The sequence below is a fragment of the Achromobacter xylosoxidans genome (assembly GCF_001457475.1).
In the GTDB taxonomy this organism is placed as follows: domain Bacteria; phylum Pseudomonadota; class Gammaproteobacteria; order Burkholderiales; family Burkholderiaceae_B; genus Achromobacter; species Achromobacter xylosoxidans.
The window spans coordinates 4,546,843-4,567,383 of record NZ_LN831029.1 but is presented as its reverse complement, the minus strand read 5'-3'; the positions used below and the strand labels follow the sequence as shown (position 1 = coordinate 4,567,383).

At 71.1% G+C, this 20,541-nt stretch carries 12 protein-coding genes; 9 read left to right on the top strand and 3 right to left on the bottom strand.

Annotated features, from left to right (window positions below; genetic code table 11):
• Positions 1-103: 103 nt before the first annotated feature.
• Both AT699_RS20495 and AT699_RS20490 read right to left on the bottom strand, forming a co-directional pair.
• Positions 104-757, bottom strand: a complete 654-nt coding sequence (locus AT699_RS20495) for an AAA family ATPase (protein ID WP_006384940.1) — start codon at positions 755-757, stop codon at positions 104-106.
• Complete coding sequence (locus AT699_RS20490) at positions 757-1,119, bottom strand: hypothetical protein (protein WP_047991306.1); 363 nt, start codon at positions 1,117-1,119, stop codon at positions 757-759. Before AT699_RS20490 ends, AT699_RS20495 begins: the two co-directional genes overlap by 1 nt.
• Before the next feature lie 254 nt (positions 1,120-1,373).
• Here AT699_RS20490 and AT699_RS20485 point away from each other — a divergent pair, with 254 nt between their 5' ends.
• The 5 genes from AT699_RS20485 (at position 1,374) to AT699_RS20465 (ending at position 4,829) form a co-directional block, all read left to right on the top strand.
• A complete protein-coding gene (locus tag AT699_RS20485; RefSeq protein WP_024069670.1) occupies positions 1,374-2,336 on the top strand; it encodes a Bug family tripartite tricarboxylate transporter substrate binding protein in 963 nt (320 codons plus the stop codon).
• A gap of 2 nt (positions 2,337-2,338) precedes the next feature.
• Complete coding sequence (locus AT699_RS20480; protein ID WP_024069669.1) at positions 2,339-2,974, top strand: glutathione S-transferase family protein; 636 nt, start codon at positions 2,339-2,341, stop codon at positions 2,972-2,974.
• A 13-nt stretch (positions 2,975-2,987) separates the two neighbouring features.
• On the top strand, positions 2,988-3,773 hold the full coding sequence (locus AT699_RS20475; RefSeq protein ID WP_024069668.1) for an aldolase: 786 nt from the start codon (positions 2,988-2,990) through the stop codon (positions 3,771-3,773).
• Positions 3,774-3,891: 118 nt separating this feature from the next.
• Complete coding sequence (locus tag AT699_RS20470; protein WP_006384945.1) at positions 3,892-4,446, top strand: helix-turn-helix domain-containing protein; 555 nt, start codon at positions 3,892-3,894, stop codon at positions 4,444-4,446.
• Between the two features lie 17 nt (positions 4,447-4,463).
• A complete protein-coding gene (locus AT699_RS20465; protein ID WP_024069667.1) occupies positions 4,464-4,829 on the top strand; it encodes a cupin domain-containing protein in 366 nt (121 codons plus the stop codon).
• Positions 4,830-4,850: 21 nt separating this feature from the next.
• Here the strand turns inward: AT699_RS20465 and AT699_RS20460 are convergent, their stop codons facing one another.
• Positions 4,851-5,231, bottom strand: coding sequence for a hypothetical protein (locus AT699_RS20460; protein WP_024069666.1), 381 nt, complete (start codon positions 5,229-5,231; stop codon positions 4,851-4,853).
• 227 nt (positions 5,232-5,458) lie between these two features.
• Here AT699_RS20460 and AT699_RS20455 point away from each other — a divergent pair, with 227 nt between their 5' ends.
• The 4 genes from AT699_RS20455 to AT699_RS20440 all read left to right on the top strand — a co-directional run bounded on the left by AT699_RS20455 (position 5,459) and on the right by AT699_RS20440 (position 20,388).
• Positions 5,459-6,142, top strand: coding sequence for an STN domain-containing protein (locus AT699_RS20455; RefSeq protein ID WP_230848831.1), 684 nt, complete (start codon positions 5,459-5,461; stop codon positions 6,140-6,142).
• On the top strand, positions 6,132-6,680 hold the full coding sequence (locus AT699_RS20450; protein WP_020928616.1) for an RNA polymerase sigma factor: 549 nt from the start codon (positions 6,132-6,134) through the stop codon (positions 6,678-6,680). The genes AT699_RS20455 and AT699_RS20450 overlap by 11 nt, the downstream gene beginning before the upstream one ends.
• The gene (locus tag AT699_RS20445) at positions 6,677-7,672 is read left to right on the top strand and encodes a FecR family protein (RefSeq protein WP_024069665.1); all 996 of its coding nucleotides are present in this window, start codon (positions 6,677-6,679) and stop codon (positions 7,670-7,672) included. Before AT699_RS20450 ends, AT699_RS20445 begins: the two co-directional genes overlap by 4 nt.
• A gap of 125 nt (positions 7,673-7,797) precedes the next feature.
• Complete coding sequence (locus tag AT699_RS20440; RefSeq protein WP_058207439.1) at positions 7,798-20,388, top strand: filamentous haemagglutinin family protein; 12,591 nt, start codon at positions 7,798-7,800, stop codon at positions 20,386-20,388.
• Positions 20,389-20,541: the final 153 nt, after the last annotated feature.

Here is a 20,541-nt window from a genome sequence, read left to right as displayed (position 1 = left end):
GCTGCCCACCGGCGCCTGGTGGCAAGTGGCGCGGGTGATCCCTCGCCGCGGGTCCAGCGTCCGCGCCTACCAGGTCCGAGGTGCCGCCCCGGCGCAGCCCTTTTTATACCGAGCGCAGGCTGCACTGCTCGCTGGCCGACAACGAGGCCTCAACGAGCGGCTTCGCCCAATCAGGCGTGTCCCGCATCTGCGCAAGCGAAGTGGGATAGTGCACCTGGCCCTCGTCCACGTAGAGGACCAGAGCCGGCTCAGGCACGGCCTCGCCAGGCTCTACGTCCACGCTGTTGTCGTAGATCCGCAAGCTGACCAGGTGCGGCATCAATTTCAGCAGATTGCGGCAGGACGTCTTGCAGCGTTCGCGGATGCGTTCTTCGGGGATGTCGTGGCCGCCGCGCGCCACCCGGGCCTGCACTCGCGCGATATGGTGCTCGGCGTCGCGCAGGCCGCAGTACCAGACCAGCACATCGTGTGTCGACGCCGCGGCGATGAGCTTTTCCACGATGGTCTGGCCGCCCAGGGTGGTTTCGAAGGCGAACGACCCGCCCGCCGCCACTGCCGCGTCCAGCCGCCGCACCCCTTCCGCCCAGGCCTCGGCATTGGCCTGTTCCTGGGATCGGCCCAAGCGCTGTACAAGCTCACGAGCGAAAGTGTCAGGGTTGAACCAGGCCATGCCGGCCTGAGTCAGGATATGGCCGCCCACTGAGCTTTTGCCGGCGCCATTCACTCCCGCCAGCACGTACAGAATCGGGCGTTCCATCAAAATGTGGATCCGGCCTTAACTCGGCCAGCCAACGGCCCGGGGTTGCGCATAACGCTTCGCAGGCGCTCGGCCGCGTCGGGGGCGGACAGCGCGGCAAGTCGTTGATCAAAGCTGCGGCGCAGGTCTTCGACCGGGTCTGGCACGGCGGCCTGGGCAGCGCTCAGCGCGTCCATGATCCGTGTGTACTCGGCCACCGTCATGATCACGGCCTCCGGCTCATCGTGGTTCGTGACGACGAGCCTTCCTTCGGCGGCGGCAAGACTGCGCACGACACCCCGCCAGCCGTCCTTCTTGACTGCCGAGGCGGGCTTCGTCGGCAGGCGGGTGATAGGTTCAGCGAGCAATGCGGAAGCAGCCATGATCGTTCTCCCTACAGCGGGTTTGATTGAGCCTTAATAGGTCTTTTGCCCATTTTACCCTTTTTCCCTTAATTGGCCTTATGGAACTGCACGGGGAGACTGTCCGCTTGAATCCACAGCCGAAAGCCGCCACTGGCAACAAGCGCCCCCCGCTCAGGGATTCCCCCAATCACATTTCCCTTGCGGAAAATCAATGCTCTATAGGACACTTTGTGTCATAGCCGCGATCCAGCGGCGGACACAAGGGGAATCCTATGAAGCGCATGATCATGGCCGCCGCGCTGGCGGTGGCCGCAGGGGCGGGTAGCGGCGCGCAGGCCGCGTTTCCGGATCATCCGATCCGGCTGGTGGTGCCGTTCGGCGCCGGCGGCATCACCGATATCGTGGCGCGCCAGGTGGGCAAGGGCATGGGCGATGCGCTCGGCCAGAGCGTGGTGGTGGAGAACCGGCCCGGCGCGGGCGGCGTGATCGCGGCGCAGGTGGCGGCGACGGCGCCGGCCGACGGGTATACGATCTTCATGGGCACGGTGGGCACGCAGGTGGTGAATCCGCTGATCTACGCCAAGCTCAGCTACGACGCCGACAAGTTCGCGCCGGTCGGACTGGTGTCCGGCTCGCCCTATCTGCTGGCGGTGCGCGGCGACCTGCCGGCGGCGAACTTCGCCGACTTCGTGACGTACGCCAAGGCGCACCCGGCCAAGCTGAATTTCGGTTCGGCGGGCACGGCCAGTTCGCCGCATCTGGGGCTGGAACTGCTGAAGCTGACGGCGGGCGTGGATATCGTGCACGTGCCGTTCAAGAGCGGCAGCGAAGCGGTCAACGCGGCCATCGGCGGGCAGGTGGACGTGGTGATGGATGCCAGTCCGGTGATCATGCCGCACGTGGCGTCGGGCAAGCTGCGCGCGCTGGCGGTGGCGGCGGACCAGCGCCTGCCGTCGGCGCCGCAGGTGCCGGCCGCGGGCGAGGCTGGCGACGCGGGGCTGCAGATCAGCTCGTGGAATGCGTTCTTCGCGCCGGCCGGCACGCCGCCGGCGGTGCTGGAGAAACTCAACGCGGCGCTGCGCCAGACGCTGGCCTCGCCTGAATTGAAGACGCGGCTGGCGGCGCAGGGCACGCAGCTGTACACCGGCGCGCCGGACGAATACCAGCGTTTCATCGCGGCCGAAAAGAAGAAATGGGCCGAGATCGTCAAGCGCGCCGATATCAGGATGGATTGACGATGACCACGCATCCCTTGGCGGGACAGCCGCTGGAACTGGCCGATACGCTGCGTTCGGGCAATGCCTGGAAGATCCGGCTGGCCTGCGGTTACATGGGGTTGGCGCTGACGCGCCGCACCTTCGATATCGTGCAGGGCGACCTGGAGACCGAGGCCTTCGGCCGCATCAATCCGTGGCGCCAGGTGCCCGCGCTGCGCACGCCCGAAGGCGTGTGGCTGGCGGAGTCGCAGGCGATCCTGTGGTATCTGGGCCGGGGCACGCCGTGGCTGCCCGAGGGGCGGCTGGCGCAGGCGCAGGTGGCCAGCTGGCTGAGCTTCGAGCAGACCCAGCACATGCACGCCTTCGCGCAGCCGCGGCTGTTGATCCACCTGCGCGGCACGGCGCGGGTGGATGACCCGGCGATGGTCGAGTGGCGCCGCGCCGGCATGCGCGCGGCGGCGTGGATGGAGGACCATCTGGCGGGCCGCGCCTTCCTGGTAGGCGAGGCGCCGACCATTGCCGACATCGCGCTGTATCCCTACACCAGCATGGCGGAGCAGGGCGGCTACGACCTGTCCGCCTTTCCCCACATCAACGCCTGGCTGGCGCGCATGCGCGCGCTGCCGGGTTTTACGCCGTTGTTGGAAACGGCATAGCAAGGAGTCAAAGATGGCCGATACGATGCATTTGGGCAAGGAAGAACTGATCGCGCGGGCCAAGGCCGAGATGCAGCGCCAGTTCGACACGCCCGACTGGACGCTGCGCGAGCGCCTGGCGCTGACCTGCCGCATCCTGTTCGACGGCGGGCACGATTCGGGCCTGGCCGGCCAGATCACGGCGCGCGCGCCGGAACCGAACCGCTACTACACCCAGCGGCTGGGCCTGGGCTTCGACGAAATCACAGCCGGCAACCTGCTGCTGGTGGACGAGGACCTGCGGGTGCAGGAAGGCGGCGGCATGCCCAACCCGGCCAACCGTTTTCATTCCTGGATCTACCGGGCGCGGCCGGACGTCAACTGCATCATCCACACGCACCCGCTGCACGCGGCCTCGCTGTCGATGCTGGAGGTGCCGCTGGAGGTCTCGCACATGGACAACTGCCCGCTGTATGGCGACGTGGCGTTCCTGAAGGACTGGCCGGGCGTGCCGGTGGGCAACGAGGAAGGCGAGATCATCTCGGCGGCGCTGGGCGACAAGCGCGCCATCCTGCTGTCGCACCACGGCATGCTGGTGGCCGCGGGCTCGGTGGAAGAGGCCTGCGTGCTGGCGCTGCAGTTCGAGCGCGCCGCGCGCATGCAGCTGCTGGCGATGGCGGCCGGCACGATCCAGCCGATTCCGCCGGCGCTGGGGCGCGAGGCGCACGACTGGATCCTGACGCCCAAGCGCTCGCAGGTGGGTTTTTCGTACTACGCGCGGCGGGCGTTGCGCCAGCACCCGGACGTGCTGGGCGCGTAGCGCGGTCCGCCCCGGGGCGCGGGCCGGTCATGGCGCCCCGGATGGGCAGGGGAGGCCGACTCGACGGCCGGACGGGTTTCGGGCATGCTTACCGGTCGTTTCCGCCATTTTCCCGCCCATGATCGACTTGCCTCACCGCCTGCGCGCGCTGCGCCGCCAACAATCCCTGTCCCTGGAACAGCTGGGCGAGCGCACGGGCCTGACCAAGAGCTATCTGTCCAAGCTGGAGCGGGGCCTGAGCGAGCCCTCGATCTCCACCGTGCTGCGGTTGGCCGAAGCCTATGGCGTGGGCGTGTCGCAATTGGTGGGTGGCGATGGCGCGGCGCAAGACGAGGTCGTCAGCCTGGTGCGGGTGGCCGATCGCGAAGCGCTGCAGCGGCGCGACCTGGGCACTGAATACCATTACGAATCGCTCGCCGGGCGCCGCAAGGTCAAGGCCATGGAACCCTTCATCGTGCACCCGCCGCGCGAGTTTCCCGACGCGGCCGCGGTGTTTCCGCACCCCGGCGAGGAATTCCTGCTGGTGCTCAAGGGCGCCATCGAGGTCCAGGTCGGCGAACGCGCGTTCCGGCTGGATGCCGGCGATTCGCTCTATTTCGATTCCGAACTGCCGCATCGCATGCGCACGGTCAGCCGCGGCGCGGCCGAGGTGCTGGTGGTGGCGGCGCATTGAACCCCAAGGAAAGCGCAGTGAAGCATGATCAATCGCGGCTGGTCCGCATCGACGCCGGCCCCATGAAGAATCCGGTGCCCGGCAAGCCCAAGCGTCCCCTCTCGGGCGACGCGGCGTTCCGCACCGTGACCGCGTTCGAAGGCAACGGCGGCCGCGCCGAGGCCGGCGTGTGGGAGAGCACGGCCGGCAGTTTCCAGTCCAACACCACCGGCTATATCGAATTCGGCTACATCGTCGAAGGCGCGGCGCGCCTGGTCGAACCGGATGGCACCGTGCACGAACTGACCGTGGGCGAGGCCTTCGTGATGCCGGAGGGCTATACCGGCCGCTGGGAAGTCGATACCTTCGTCAAGAAAATCTATTTCATCAGCCGCACGGCCTGAACGCGCGGCGCTGCAGACGCCCTACGGCGTCGGCCGCTGCGGATAGGCCGAGGTGCCGAAGGTGTTGCCCATGCGGTTGCCGATGGTGGCGGGCGTGGGAAGGCCCATCTGGTTGGGCGGCCGTTGCGTGATGGCTTCGGAGCCCAGCGTGGGCGGCGGCCTGGGCGCCGCGTCGGGCGCCATCTTCTGGTTCAGGCAACCATACGACAGGGCGCGGTAGCCGTTGACCTCGGTTTCGATGCAGGCGCCGCCGGGCGCGGGCCCGGCCGTCGACGCGGGCGGCGGCACCGGCGTGGCCTGCGCGGCGGGCGCGGTCTGGGCGCCCGCCGTCAGGGGCGCGAGCGCCAGCGCGGCCAGCAACAGCAGACCGGCGCGGTGCGGAAAGGGGCAAGGGATGCGCATGCGGGCTCCTTGGAAAAGGCCCGGCGGCCAGTGGCCACCGTGCCATCAGTATAGGGACAGATGATCGCGCGCAGGTGACGATTGCGTGGCGGGCCGGCGCCGCGTGCATGTGGCGTGTCACGATTGCGTCATTCACGCGTCCTAGCATGGCGCCTTTCCTTCGAGGCGGGTGCGCCGGCACTCGCGACAACGGCAATGCCTGGCATTTTTCCTCCATGTTGGCGTCCATGACCTTTGCCTGTCCGCCGGGCGGGGGCTGGATGGGACGCGCCTGCCTGGCGTTGGGGATGTGGGCGCTGGCCGGCGCGGGCAGCGCCGGGGCGCCGCCGCGCGAGATGGCATTCGCCATTGCCGCGCAGCCGCTGGACCAGGCGCTGGCGGAGTACAGCCTGGCCAGCGGCCGCACGGTGCTGGTCGACACCGCCTTGACCGCCGGCCGACACGCGCCCGCGGTGATAGGCACCTATACCCCCGGGGATGCCCTGCGCAGGCTGCTGGCGGGGGCGCCGTTGGCGATCCGCTATGCCAGCACGCATTCGTTCACGCTGGTGGCCGCGCCGCACACGGCGCCGGCGGTGCGCGCGGCCAGCGCGGCGCGGTTGCGAGACACGCCCTACGCGGCTGCGCTGCAAGGCGCGCTCAAACAGGCGCTGTGCAGGGGCTCGGGGGCCGAGCCGGGCCGCTATCGCGCCCTCGTCAAGCTCTGGTTCGACAAGGCCTGGCGCGTTGACAGGGTGGATTGGGTATCGGACACGGGATCGGCGCCATTGAATCGCCGGCTGGAGACCGCGCTGCGCGGGGTGACGGCCGGGCCATTGCCCGCCGGCATGCGGCAGCCGGTGACGATATTGCTGCGGGCCGGTGGCGCTGACGACTGCGCCGCGCCGCGAGGGGCGGGCCATGCGGGATGACAGGTCGCCGGGCTCGCTGCGCGCGCTGTTCCTGGAGCGCTACAACGATTTCCGCAGCCAGCTCAGGCGCCGACTGGGGTCCGATGACCTGGCCCATGACGCGATGCAGGAAGCCTTCCTGAAAGTGAACGACCTGCCGGCGAGTTCGTCGATCCAGCAGCCGGCGGCCTATCTGTTCCGGGTGGCGCTGAACATCGCCGAGGACCAGCGCCGCCGTGATTCACGTCTATTGACGGGGGTGGAGATCAGCGAGCTGATCGGCGGCACGGACGAAGCCGCCGATCCGGCACGCATCGCGCAAGGCCGCAGCCAGATCGACGCGTTCCGTCGCGCCTTGCGCCAGTTGCCCGAGCGCACCCAGCAGATGCTGTTGGCTGCCCGGGTGCACGACGTGCCGCATGCGGAGATCGCCAGGCGCTATGGCGTGTCGGAACGCATCGTATCCAAGGAGCTCAAGCGCGCATTGGTCCATTGCGGCAAGGTGCTGCAAGCGCAGGAGGAGCCAGCGCGACGCGCCGGCGAGGAAGACGAAACATGACGCTGACGGGGCTGCCAGGAAGGCGCAGGGGCGAGGCGTCGGCGCATGACCGCGATGCGCGCGAATGGTTGTTGATGCTGACTTCGGGCGCCGCAACCGAGGCCGATGCGCAGGCATTCCGCGCCTGGCTGCGCCAGGACGCGCGCCACGAGGCCGCGTTCGCCGAACAGAAGCGCCTGTGGCAGGCGCTGGGACCGGCGGTGCGCGAAGAGGCGAAGGCATGGGCCGCGCCGCGTCGTCCGTCGCCGTCGGGCCGGCGCGCCTTCCTGGGGGGCGCGGTGGCGGCGTCGGTCGCGTATCTGGCCTGGCGTCCTCCGCTGGGACTGTGGCCCGGCCTGGGAGAATTCGGCGCCGATTACCGCACCGCCACCGGCGAGCAGCGGCGGGTGGCGCTGGGCGAGGCGCTGGAACTGGAGCTCAATACTCAGACGCGCATCAACGTGCGCTCGGCGCCCGACGCCGGCGCGGTGATCGAACTGGAGGCGGGCGAGGCCGAAGTCCGCGTTGGCCGGCCGCTGAATGCGCGTGGCGAAGCGGCGGCGCCGGCGACACAGGTGGTGGCCGGCGCCGGCCGCATCACCGCGCGCGAGGCGCGGTTCAACCTGCGCTATCTCGACGGCGAAGCCAGCTTGTGCTGCCTGTCCGGCAGTTTGCGGCTGGCGCACGCGCGGGGGGCGTATGACGTGGCCGCCGGGCAGGAGCTGCGCTACGACGGCCAGCGGGTGATGCCGCCGGTGGCGGCGGATACCGAGGCCGTAACGGCCTGGCGCCGCGGCTGGCTGGTGTTCGATCGGGTGCCGCTGGCGGACGTGGTGGAGGAACTGAACCGCTATCGTCGCGGCCGCCTGGTGCTGCTCAACAGCCGGCTGGGCCGGCGCCGGGTGCAGGCGCGCTTCGCGCTGGCGCAGGTGGCGGACGCCGAGCAGTTGATTCGTGACGCCTACGGCGCCGAGGTGACTCGATTGCCCGGAGGCGTGGTGTTGCTGTCCTGAGCTGCCACCAATGTCGGGCCGGGAAGCTGCATGAATTATTTATGACAGGGTTCCGGTCGGCATTTTTCCATCCGTCTGTCTTGTTCCAGGTGGCGACACCCCGATAGGAATGAGGAAGGACGATCATGCAGACACGGTTGGCGCAACGCGGCGGTAGGGCATTGAGGGCGCGTAAGGCGGGGCGCGGGCGTCCGCGCTGGCGTCCGACACAGGTGTCGCAGGCGTTGGCGGTGCTGCTGGTGGCGGGCGGCTGGAGCGGCGCGGCGCAGGCGCAGGCGCGCGCCTTCAGCCCGGCCTGGTTCGCGGACAAGGGCGCGGTGCAGTCGACCGCGCAGCGCACCGGCCGCATGCCCGACGGCAGCCTGGCCGGCATCGGCAACAGCGCCCGCCAGCAGGCGCAGTCGCGCCAGCAGTTGCAGCGCTCGCTGGACAATCTGAATCGCACCGCCGCGGCGGTGGCCGCGCAGCAGGCGGCGCAGGCGGCGGCGCGCGCGGCCGCGGCGGCAAACGGCACCGCCGTGCCGGACGGACTGGCGCCGGGCGGGCTGTGGATCGCCGAGGGCGCGCAGGCCAAATGGGAGGGCGCCAACAAGCCGCGCACCGGCACCGAGGGCGGGCGCCAGCTGGTGACCATCGAGCAAACGCAGTCGCGCGCCATCCTGAATTGGGACACGTTCAACGTGGGCCGCAACACCACGCTGCGGTTCCAACAAAAGGCCGACGACGCGGTACTGAACCGGGTGGTGGGCGCGTCAGCGCGGCCCAGCCAGATCCAGGGCGCGATCCAGGCCGACGGCACGGTGCTGGTGGTGAACCAGAACGGCGTGATCTTCAGCGGCACCAGCCAGGTCAACGCGCGCAACCTGGTGGTGGCCGCCGCCACCATGAGCGACGCGCAGTTCCGCGGCAATGGCCTGTATGGCGACAATGGCCAGCCGACTTTCCGCGACGCCGCCGGCCGCATCGAGGTGCAGGCGGGCGCGCGCCTCCAGACCTCGACGCCGGCCTCCTCGACCACGGGCGGCGGTTATGTGCTGCTGCTGGGCAAGGAGGCCGTCAACGCCGGCACGATCGATACCCCGGGGGGCCAGGCACAACTGGCGGCCGGCGACAGCTTCGTCATCAAGCGCGGGCAGGGGACGGCGGGCAATCAGTTGTCCACCACCCGGGGCAACGAGGTGACGCCCGCGGGCGCGACGGGCCGTGTCGAAAACACCGGCCTGATCCAGGCCGCCCTGGGCGACGTGACATTGACCAGCGCCGAGGTGGCGCAACGCGGTGTGCTGTTGTCGAGCACTTCGGTGAACGCCCGCGGCACCCTGCACTTGGCCGCGGCGGGCGCGGATGGCCGGATCACGCTGGCCGCAGGCAGCGCCACGGCGATCCTGCTGGATCGGGGCGGCGACCTGGCGCTGGACAGCCAGCGCGATGGCCTGCGCGTGCCCCTGGGCGCGCAGACCGATGCGCCCATGGCCGCGGCAGGCAGCGACCGGCGCGACCTGTCCCGCGTGGAAATCCGCAGCGGCGGCACGGTCGATTTCGCGGCGGATTCCATGACGCTGGCCACGGGCGGGCAGATCGTGGTCCACGCCGCCCGGCGCAGCCTGCTGCGCGACGGCGCGGTGCTGGACGTGGCCGGCGCGGTGGGCGTGCCCGTCGCCATGGAAAACAACAACATCAAAATCAACGTGCAGGGCAACGAGCAGCGCGACGCCCCGCTCAATCGCGACAGCGGCAAGCTCAACAGCAGCGATGTGTGGGTGGATCTGCGCGAGCTGGTGTGGGTGCCGGCGGGAACCAACGGCTATGCCACCGATCGCTGGTACACGGCGGGGGGGCTACTGGAAGTGAGCGGCTATCTCGGCACGCGGCCGCACGCGGTCGGCGAATGGATGGCGCAAGGCGGCAATGTCGAGTTCAGTGGCGGCGACGTGGTGACGCGCGCCGGTTCGTCCATCAATCTGTCCGGCGGCACCCTGGACGTGCAGGACGGCATGATCCGCCAGAGCTGGTTGCGAGGCGCGGACGGCCGCTTGTATGAGGTGTCGCGCGCGCCGGTCGACCTGGCCTATGCCGGCCTGTACCTGGGGTACGAGGCGCGCAGCGCGCGCTGGGGCCAGACGAGGTATTTCTACAACCCGCTGCTCGCGCCGCGCGAGCGATTCGAGACCGGCTATACCGTGGGCCGCGATGCGGGCAGGCTGCTGGTGGGCACCAGCGGCGCGGTGCTGGAGGGCGAACTGCTCGGCGCCACCTTCCTGGGCGAGCGCCAGAGCGTCGCCGCGCGCTCTGACCTGGATGGCTACCAGCAATCGCAACGCGCCGCGGCGCGCGGCGCGCAATTGGTGGTGGGCGCCTACACGCCCTATTACGACAAGCGCACCGGGGCGTTGCGGTACACATTGGAACGCAATCAGAACACCGCCGCGCGCGTCGTGCTGGACGGGTGGGTGGCAGCCATCGCCGGCGGCCTGGAACTGGACACCGCCCTGCCCGCGGACCGCGGCGCCAACCTCTTGCTCGACAGCGCACGGTTGAGCGCGTCGGGCCTGGGCGCCGTCAGGATCGCCGCCGCCGACATTGACGCGCGCGCCGACCTGACGGTGGCGCCCGGCGGCGAGATCACGCTGTTTGCCGAGCGGGTGTCGGTGGACGCCACGTTGAGCGCGCGCGGGGGCGCGCTGCGCCTGGGCAGCGTCATGACGCAGGCCACGCCGACCGGCATGCTCGACACCCTGGCGGGCGGCAACGGCGCGGACGAGCGCGTGGCGCTGGGCGCGAACGCCCGCCTGGACGCGTCGGGGCTGTGGCGCAATCTGGCGCCGGCGCAGGCCGGCGCCCTGGCTTATCTGGATGGCGGCAGCGTGTCGGTGCGAGGACGCGGCGATCTGCTGCTGGATGCGGGCAGCACGATCGACGTGGGCTCGGGCGCCGCATTGCGCGCGCCGGGCAAGCTGACCGGCGGCAGGGGCGGCGACATCACGCTGGAGACGCTGGCGGCCGACGGTTCGGCAGGCGGCCGCTTGCGCCTGGCGGCCGACTTGCGCGGCTATGGGGTGGAGGGCGGCGGCACCTTGGCGGTAACGGCGCCAAAGGTGGTGCTCGGCGATGCCGGCGCGGCGGGCGACGGCGCGCTGGTGCTGGAGGCGGCGCTGTTCCAGCGCGGCTTTTCGCGCTACCAGATCGCGGGCAGCGAAGGCCTGGCCGTGGCCGACGACGCGCGCATCGACGTCGCGATGCCGGTCTACCGGCCCGGCGCCGATGCGGCCGAAGTGCCGACCGGCTCGCGGCCGGCCGTGGCGCTGCAAGCCTGGCTGCCGCCGGTCTATCAGCATGATCCGGTGGCGGCAACGATCACGCGCCGGCGCGGCGCCAGCCTGTCACTGCAGAGCGGCCGCAACCTGGCGACGGCCGGCGCCGACGTCGATGCGGCGCTGACGATCGGCCGCGGCGCGCGCGTCACCGTCGACCCCGGCCAGACCCTGCGGCTGCGGGGCGCGGGCCAGATCACGGTGCTGGGCGCATTGAGCGCCGCCGGCGGCAGGATCGACATCCGGCAATTGCGGCTGGGCGATATCGACGTGGCCGAGTCGGTGGAAACCGCCAGCGGACGGGTCCACGACCGGTCCATTCTGGTGGGAGAGCAGGCGCTGCTGGATGTCGCCGGCCGCGCCGAGGCTGGCGTGGACGCGCGCGGGCGCAGGTACGGCGTGGCGGATCAGGGCGGCGCCATCGTCATCGGCGGGGAAATCGACCACGAGCGCGCCACCGCGACCTCCTCCGATGCCTATGTGATCGTGCGGCCCGGGGCGCGGCTGGAGGCCTCGGGCGCCAGCGTGGATCTGGACGTGCAGGGCGTCGGGCCGCTGCGGCTGGACCGCGATGGCGGCCGGATTTCGCTCAGTTCGTACCTGGGCCTGCAGCTGGACGGCCAGTTGGCGGCGCGCGCGGGAGGCCCCGGGGCCGCTGGCGGCACGCTCGATATCGCGCTGGAAACGCCGTTGTACCGCCTATGGGGCGGTGATACGGCCACGGCCGCGGTGCAAGTGCCGCGCGAATTAGTGCTGACGAGCGGCGCCGCCGCGCGCGAGCCGCGTTATGGCCAGGCGCGGCTGGACCTGGCGCGCGTGTTGGCCGGCGCGGGCTTCGATCACATCGGCCTGTTGTCCAACGGCCTGATGTCCTTTGACGGCGCGGTCGACCTGGCGGCCGCGGGCAGTCTGCGGCTTTATGCCGGCGCGTTTTCCCTGGCGACGGGGGCCGACGCGGCGGACAGCCGGGTGATGCTGTCGGCCCCGTATGTGCGCCTGTCGGGCCCGGGCAGATACTTCGCCACCAATGGCCTGACGCGGCCCCGGGTGCTGTTCGGCGATGCGGCCACGGTGGGGGCGGGCAACTTCACCGTGCGTGCCGGCGGCTTGCTGGAGGTCGGCAACAGCCTGTCCTTTGGCACCCAGGGCCAGATCCAAGTCGCCGGCGCCACGCCGCTCGTGGTGACGCGACCAGGCTTTGACCGTGTCGAGCTGCGCAGCGGCGGCGACATGCGCTTCCTGGCCCCCAACGATGATCAGCCGCGCACGCGCCTGTGGACGCGCGGCGACCTGGATCTGGTCGCCGCGCAACTCTATCCGGCCACGGGAGCTGATGCGGAGGTGCTGGCCGGCCACACCCGCGACCTCGCATCCGGCGCACTGGTGTTCGATCCGGCGCGGACCTTGCGCGTCGGCCGTGTGGACGCGGCCGCGGCATTGCCGCCCGTGCCGTATTCCGCGTTCGGCACGCTGCGCCTGGCCGCCGCCAGCGTCGAGCAGGGTGGCGTGCTGCGGGCCCCGCTGGGCGCGATCGTCCTGGGCGACCTGAGCGAACGGTTGGGGACACGGCGCCTGACCCTGCTGCCGGGCAGCGTCACGTCCGTCAGCGGCGCCGGCCTGGTGATGCCTTACGGCGGCACCTCGGATGGGGTGTCATACCGGTTCCAGGGCGAGGAGGTGGCGCTGGTCGGCGTGGGCGGGGCGACGGGCTTCGAGCAGGGCGCCTATCTGCGCACCGGCATCACGCTGGCGTTTCGCGACGTGGATGCGGCGCCGGGCGCGTTGCTGGATCTGTCGGGCGGCGGCGAACTGGCCGGCGCTGGCTTCGTGTCGGGCCGCGGCGGTTCGACCGATGCGCGCTACTTTCCGCTGGTGCGCAACACGCCCGACGGCGGTTTTTTCCTGCCGGCCCTGGCGGACCATCCGGTCTATGCCATCGTGCCGGGCGCGCAACCCGGCTATGCGCCCGCGGGCGGCGAGGCAGGCGCGTCGAGGCCGGGCGTGGGGCGCCAGATCACGGTGGGCGCGGGCGTGCCCGGCTTGCCGGCCGGCACCTATACCTTGATGCCTTCCACCTTCGCGCTGTTGCCGGGCGCCTTCCGCGTCGAGATCAACGGCGCCGCGGCCGCGGGGCCGGCCATCGCGCCGATGCGGCTGCGCAACCTGTCATGGGCGGCCAGCGGCACGTTGTCCACTGCCGGCACGGCCTTGGCCGACAGTTTGCCGAGCCAGGTGATCCTGACGCCGGCCGCCGTGCTGCGAACCTATTCGCAATACAACGAGACCAGCTACGCCAGCTTCGTGCGTGCCGACGCGGTCAGGCGGGGCGTGCCGCGCGCGATGTTGCCGGCCGACGCGCGCACGCTGCGGCTGACGATATTCCCGGGGACGTCCGACGGCCAGGCGCTGCGCTTTGACGGCGTTGCCGATTTCCGGGCGGCGGCGGGCGGTTTCGCCGGCACCGCGGCGCTCAACGGCGGCAGCAGCCAGGTGGAAATCCTGCCGGCCGGCCAGGCGCCGAGCGCCGGCTTTGGCGGCGCATCGGTGCAGGCGGATGCGCTGGCGGCCCTGGGTGCCAACCGGTTGGTGATCGGCACCCTGCCGGTGGTCGAGTATGGACAGGGCGGCCGCTTCTACACCTTCCAGGGCGGCGCGCAGCGGGTGATCCTGCGGTCCGGCGCACAGCTGGCCACGCCCGAGATCCTGGTCTCGTCGCGCGAGATCGAAGTCGAGGCCGGCGCGGGGCTGTCGACGCTGGGACGCGGCGCGCCGTCGGTGGATTCGACGCAGGGCTATGCCTTCCAGCCTGGCGCGGTGGCGCTGTTGGCGCTGTCCAATGGGCGCCTGGATGTGCTGGCGCCCGACGCGCAGGCCGCCGGGTCGATCCGCATCGGCACCTGCGCGGCGGCGCCGTGTCCCTCGGCAACGGGGCTGTACTCCGAAGGCACCATCGCCGCGGCGGTCAACGGCGTGTTCGACCTGGGCGAGGCGGTGCGCTACGGAACCCGCAACCTGACGCTGGCGGTCGGCGCGGTCAATGTCGGCACGGCCACCGCGCTGGAGCAGGCGGCGGCGCGTGGCGTGCTGCCGAGCGGCCTGACCTTGAACCAGGAAATTCTCGCCCGGCTCCTGCGTGGCGATGTCAGTAGCGGCGCGCCGGGGCTCGAAGTGCTGACGCTGACCGCGCGCGACGCCATCAATTTCTATGGCTCCGTGGCGCTCGATACGCGCGACCCGGCCAGCGGCCGCTACAGCCTGGCCACACTGGCGCTGGGCACGCCGGCCCTGTACGGCTACGGTGAAAGCGGCGACGAGGCCGCCATCCGCACCGGGCATCTGGTCTGGAACGGGGCCACGCAGGCGCCCGGCGCGGTGGCGGCGGGCGGCGCCGGCACCGGCCGGGGCACCCTGCGCATTGACGCCGAGCGCATCGAGTTCGGCTACGGCCAGGGGGCGCAGCCCAACGGCGTGGACGACAACGCCCGCCTGGCACTGGGCTTCGGCGCTGTCGTGCTCAATGCCAGCGAACGCGTCACCGCGAACCATCGTGGCAGCCTGGCGGTGTACCAGTCGCAAGGCGCCTATGGCAGCGGTGGCTACGCGTACAGCGGTGGCGACCTGACGGTGAACACGCCGCTGCTGACCGGTGTCGCCGGCTCCGTCAACCGTTTCATCGCGGGTGGCGACGTGCGGGTCGTGGCGCCGGCGGGCGCGCCGGTCGCGCCGGTTCAGGCGCTGGGCGCGGAGCTGAGCCTGACGGGGGCGAACGTGCGGATCGGCGGGGCCATTGTGCTGCCCAGCGGCAAGCTGACGCTGACGGGGCGCGACAGTGTGTTGTTGGGGGCGGGCTCCACGCTGGACCTGGCGGGCCGCGCCATCGCCTTCAACGACGTATGGCGCTACAGCTGGGGCGGCGAACTGATCCTGGAAAGCGGCCTGGGCGCCATCCGCCAGGAAAGCGGAGCGTTGATCGACCTGTCGGCGCGCGAGAACGACGCCGGCGCCCTGCGCGCGGTGGCGCTGTCCCCGACCGGCGGCGAGGTGGCCTTGCTCGGCCGCATACTGGGCGGCGCGTCGGGGCGCTACGACGCGGCAGGCACGCTGGTGCCGTATCGGGCCGGCAGCATCGACATTCGCGCGCAGCGCCTGGGCGCGGCGGGCTCGCTGGATGCCGATTTCGACGCCCTGAATCAACGCCTGAACGAGGGCGGCGTGAGCGGCGCGCGCAGTTTCCAGATCAAGCAGGGCAACCTGACGGTGGGCGACGCCTTGCGCGCCAACGATATCAATCTGTCGCTGGACGGCGGCCACCTGACCGTGGCGGGCCGTGTCGACGCCAGCGGCGAACGGGTCGGCCGCATCCGGCTGGCGGCGCGCGAAGGGCTGACGCTGGCGTCCGGCGCCGTGCTCGATGCGCACGGCACGCTGCTGCGCGTGGACAGCTACGGCAAGATCATCGACGCGCCCAACCGCGCCGTCGTCGAACTCAATGCCGGCCAGGGCGTGCTGACCCTGGCCGGGGGCGCGCGCATCGACTTGCGCCATGGCACGGCGGCCACCCAAGGCACGGCGGCGGGGCAGCACGATGGCGCCGCGCGCGGCACGCTGGAATTGCTGGCGCCGCGCGTCGATGCGGCCGGCAACGCCGGCATCAACGGGGGCGGCGCGCCGGATGCCGCCGCCACATATGGCGACATTGCCATCGAGGCGCGCGGACCTCTGGCCATCGAGGGCGCCAAGGCAATCACGCTGATCGCCACGCAGCGCTACGACGATGCCCGTCCCGGTGATCCCGCCGAGCGCAGCGGCGGGCGCGAATACCAGATCATCGACCAGGATTACCTGAACGAAAAGCATGCCGACAGTGCGGCTTTCATGGGCCGCGCGCTGGCCAACGGCAACCTGCTCGGCGGCAAGCTCGCCGGCCTGAACAATGCCGTCTATCGCGACGTGTTCCATCTGCGGCCCGGCGTCGAGATCGTCAGCCGCAGTGCGGACGGCGACCTGGTCGTGCAAGGCGACCTGGACCTGTCGGGCTATCGCTATGCCAGCCTGAATCCGCGCACGCCGCTGGGCGCCGCGTATGGCTCCGGCGAGGCGGGCGCGCTGGTGCTGCGGGCCAAGGGCAACCTGGATGTATATGGCAGCATCAACGACGGTTTCGCCCCGCCGCCGGCGTCGCCGGACGACGAGAACGGCTGGATCCTGACACCGGGGACGCAGCCCTTCGGCGGTGACGTGGTCCTGCCGCGCGGGGGAGTGGAGCTGGCCGAAGGCACCGAGTTCCCGGGCGGGCGCACCCTGAATTACCCCTTGCCCTTGCAGGCGACCACGCTGGCGGCGGGGACGCGCCTGCCGGTGGAGGCGGTGCTGGACCAGAGCCTGTCGCTGGCCCCGGGCACGGTGGTGTCCGGGGACGTGCGCGATGCGGCCGGACAGTTGCTGTACGGGGCCGGCACCGTGCTGGCGCAGGCCGTGGAACTGCCTGCGGGGACGCGCTTGGGCGCGGGCACGCTGCTGGCGCAGGGCACGGCCTTGCAGGCGTTCACCTGGCCGGCGGACGTGGCCCTGCCGAACCTGCACACCACCCAGGGCAATGAGGCCAACGTGCTGCGTCTGGCGGGCACGATCACGCTCAAGCTGGGCGCGCTGATCCCGTCGCAGGCCAAGCTGATGCTTCCGGCCGGCACCGAATACGTGCCATTGCGGCCGGACGCCACGGCGGCGCAGCGGCGCAATTGGGCGTTGGCGCCGATGCTGCCCGCCGGCAGCCAGTCGTGGTCGGTCCAGCTGGTGGCGGGCGCCGACCTGGAGGCGGCCGATCCGCGCCGCGTCCTGCCGGGCGCAGGCCACCTGACGCTGGCCGACAGCCATTACAACGTCAGTCTGGAGCAGGGCAACGCCCGGCTGGTGTGGGGGCCTGACGCGCCGGATTACGGCGCCGAACCGGGCAAACCGGTGCCGGACGAAATGCAGTGGCTGTGCGATGTCACGCCCGGCCTGTGCGTGCCGCCGCCGCCCTGGGTGTGGGCCGAGGACAACTGGCTGGGGTTCCCCGGAGGCGAGCCGGTGGCCGATGGCGACCTGGCGCTGTGCAAGACATTTCCCGATCAATGCGTCGCGAACAAGACCACCCTGACGATCGTTAACCATACGCAGAACTTCAGCGTGCTGCGCACGGGCACGGGCGATCTGGCGCTGGCGGCGGGGGGAGACATCAGCCTGCGGTCGGCCTATGGCGTCTACACGGCGGGCACGCAAGCGGCCGACGTGGCGCCGGCCTACCTGCTGTCGCGCGGCCGTTATGGCGGCACGGTGCTGGGGGATGCCTACGCCTCGACCTATGAGCCGTTCGTGGCGGACGGGGCCTACCAGGCCTGGTATCCCGAGGCGGGCGGCAATCTCGACCTGTATGCCGGCGGCGCGCTGCGCGGCGACGTATGGGGCAGGACCGTGCCCGCGTCCCTCGAGGGACGCGTGATCGATCCCAGCGTCGGCGTCGGCAACTGGCTGTGGCGCCAGGGCACGGGCAGCGCCAACGGCGGTGACACACCCACGGCATGGTGGATCAACTTCGGCAGCTATACGCAGGCCCCTGCCTCGTTCAAGGATGGCACGCCTTTGCTGGCCGGTTTCACCGGATTCGGCGCGCTGGGCGGCGGCAACGTCAGCGTGCGCGCCGACGGCGACGCCGGCAATATCGACGCGCGCGGCACCGCTTCGGACCCGCGCAGCCAGGGCCTGGTCGTTGCGGTGGGCAGCACCGGCCGCGTCGCTGCCGACGGCGCCCTCGCATTGACCGGCGGCGGGGATATCGACGTGCGCATCGGCGGCCGGCTGAATCCGACCCAGAACGCGCGCGGACTGGTGTCGACGACGACGGGCGCCAAGCCCTTCTATGGCGACCCGGCCCTGGACCTGCAGGGCGCCCTGATCAACCTGCGGGGCAGCGTGCGCCTCTCGGCGGGCGCGGTGGGCGGCCTGGCGCTGCAATATGGCAACAACGCGACCCTGCAGGACGCCAAGGAAAGCCGCGGCTACGATCCCTACACGTCCACCCTGGCCAGCGCCACGGGGGGGCTGGTGCTGATGCCTGGCGACGCGGTCATGCGCGTTGATACGCGCGGCGACCTGGTGCTGGGCGGGGCTGGCGACCCTGGCCGTGTCGCAGTGCCCAACAGCACGCCGTTCCGGCTGCCCGACGGCACCGCGCTGGCGGGCGGCGGCTACAGCTGGTTTTCGATGTGGACCGACAGCACCGCCATTGAACTGGCCAGCGCTGGCGGCAACCTCGCGCCCAGCCGCCAGACCGCGCACAGCGCCCGCAATTCACCGCTGCAGACGGGGCGCAACACGTCGGCCTCGGACGCGCGCTATCTGTATCCGTCGATACTGCGCGCCACCGCCTACGACGGCAGCGTCTACGCCGGCGCGTCCGCGGGCTACCTGAACAGCGAAATCGATGGCGTGCCGTATTCGCTTACCCTGGCGCCGGGCGCTCGCGGCCAACTGGAACTGCTGGCCGGCGACTCGATCTACGCTGGCGGCTACGCCATCAATCGATCCGGCGCCGATCCGACCGTGATGGCGAGCGTGCGCAACCCCGCCTTCGCCGGTTATGACTCCCTGGCCAGCGATGCGGTATTGCTGGGCAACCAGGGGGCCGGCGGTGGCGCCGCGACGCGCGGTATCCATTACCCACTGTTCCATTTCGGCGCACCGACCGCGGGCGCCGCCGGCTCCAACGCCGTGACGCGGCTATATGCGCGCGACGGCGACATCGTCGGGTTGCGCAGCGGCGAGCTGATCAGCGTGGCGCAGGGGCCGCAGGCCGGCCTGAACTGGTTCGAGGCCGCCGGCCCGGTCTGGATGATGGCGGGACGGGACATCGTGGCCTCGGGCACCGACATCGGCAAGCCCACCGCGGTGCCCACCAGCAACGGCTATACCTTCGGGATCGGCGACGGTGTGTCCAGCGGCAATCTGTTCCTGCATCGGGACGGGCTCGATGTTTCGCGGGTCGCGGCGGGCCGCGACATCCTGTACAGCACGTTCCAGGTGGCGGGGCCGGGCGTGCTGGAGGTCACGGCGGGCCGCCACGTGCTGATGGCCGACCGGGCCGCCATCGGCAGCCTCGGCCCGGTGCTGCCGGGCGATCCGCGGCCGGGAGCGTCGATCGCCGTGCAGGCGGGGGTGGGCGCGGCCGGGCCGGACTACGCCGGGTTCCTGGCGCGCTACCTGGATCCGGCGCGGCTGGCCGATGCCGGCCGGCCGCGTGAAGACCAGGGCCTGCCCTTCAAGACCTATGAGGCGGAACTGCTGCTGTGGTTGACGCAGCGCTACGGTTTCGCGGGCAGCGGCGAGCAGGCGCGCGCCTACTTCGACGCCTTGCCCGCCGAGCAGCAGCGGATCTTTGCGCGCCAGGTGTATTTTGCCGAACTGCGCGCAGGCGGCCGCGAATACAACGACAAGTCAGGTCCGCGCAGCGCCAGTTACCTGCGCGGCCGCCAGGCCATCGCGGCGCTGTTCCCGGATACCGCGCCCGGTGCCTACCAGGGCGATCTCACGCTGTATGGCGCGGCCGGTATCCGCACCGCTTTCGGCGGCGACATCCAGCTGCTGACGCCGGGCGGACAGCAGGTGTTCGGCGTGGAAGGCGCGGCGCCGCCCGCCACGGCCGGCATCATTACACAGGGCGAAGGCGATATCCAGCTGTATGCGCTGGGCAGCATCCTGTTGGGCCAGAGCCGCGTCATGACCACGTTCGGCGGCGGCATCACCGCCTGGTCCGCGCAGGGGGACATCAACGCGGGCCGTGGTTCTAAGACCAGTGTGCTGTACACACCTCCCAAACGTGTCTACGACAGCGTCGGCAATGTGACGCTGTCGCCCGCCGCGCCCAGCACGGGCGCGGGCATCGCGACGCTGGCGCCGCTGCCCGAGGTGCCAGCAGGCGATGTGGACCTGTACGCCCCGCTTGGCACCATTGACGCGGGGGAGGCTGGCATCCGGGTCTCGGGCAACGTCAACATCGCCGCCTTGCAGGTGGTCAACGCGGCCAACATCCAGGCCCAGGGCGACAGCCAGGGCGTCCCGGTGGCGGCTGCGGCCAACACAGGCGCGCTGGCGTCGGCCAGCGCCGCCGCCAGTTCCGCGGTCAACGCCGCGCAGGATTCCGTCCAGCGCGCCCAAAGCCAGGCACGCCGGAACCTGCCATCGGTGATCACCGTGCAGATCCTGGGACACGGCGATGAGCCGCTGGCGGGCGCGTCCCGGCCGGCGGCGCCGGGGCCGGCCACCGGCTACGACGCCGCCAGCGCGGTGCAGGTCCTGGGGGCCGGGACGCTGGACGACAGCGAGATGCGCGCGCTCAGCCCGCTCGAGAGAAGTCGGCTGGCGATGTAAGGGCGGACGGCACGCGGGTGACGCGCACATGACGATTGCCGGGCGATGCGGCCTCGATCGTCACGCGGGCGTCACCCGACCGTCACATGCGGCCGCTACCATGCCGCTTCCGCCCTGCGTCCGGCCGTCGCCGGCACGCAGTCGCCACGCCAT

Excerpts from the sequence above, each read along its gene's own strand:
- AT699_RS20455 (WP_230848831.1), top strand. The coding sequence starts at position 5,459 with ATGACCTTTGCCTGTCCGCCGGGCGGGGGCTGGATGGGACGCGCCTGC.
- AT699_RS20495 (WP_006384940.1), bottom strand. The coding sequence starts at position 757 with ATGGAACGCCCGATTCTGTACGTGCTGGCGGGAGTGAATGGCGCCGGC.
- AT699_RS20485 (WP_024069670.1), top strand. The coding sequence starts at position 1,374 with ATGAAGCGCATGATCATGGCCGCCGCGCTGGCGGTGGCCGCAGGGGCG.
- AT699_RS20440 (WP_058207439.1), top strand. The coding sequence starts at position 7,798 with ATGCAGACACGGTTGGCGCAACGCGGCGGTAGGGCATTGAGGGCGCGT.
- AT699_RS20450 (WP_020928616.1), top strand. The coding sequence starts at position 6,132 with ATGCGGGATGACAGGTCGCCGGGCTCGCTGCGCGCGCTGTTCCTGGAG.
- AT699_RS20470 (WP_006384945.1), top strand. The coding sequence starts at position 3,892 with ATGATCGACTTGCCTCACCGCCTGCGCGCGCTGCGCCGCCAACAATCC.
- AT699_RS20445 (WP_024069665.1), top strand. The coding sequence starts at position 6,677 with ATGACGCTGACGGGGCTGCCAGGAAGGCGCAGGGGCGAGGCGTCGGCG.
- AT699_RS20480 (WP_024069669.1), top strand. The coding sequence starts at position 2,339 with ATGACCACGCATCCCTTGGCGGGACAGCCGCTGGAACTGGCCGATACG.
- AT699_RS20475 (WP_024069668.1), top strand. The coding sequence starts at position 2,988 with ATGGCCGATACGATGCATTTGGGCAAGGAAGAACTGATCGCGCGGGCC.
- AT699_RS20460 (WP_024069666.1), bottom strand. The coding sequence starts at position 5,231 with ATGCGCATCCCTTGCCCCTTTCCGCACCGCGCCGGTCTGCTGTTGCTG.
- AT699_RS20490 (WP_047991306.1), bottom strand. The coding sequence starts at position 1,119 with ATGGCTGCTTCCGCATTGCTCGCTGAACCTATCACCCGCCTGCCGACG.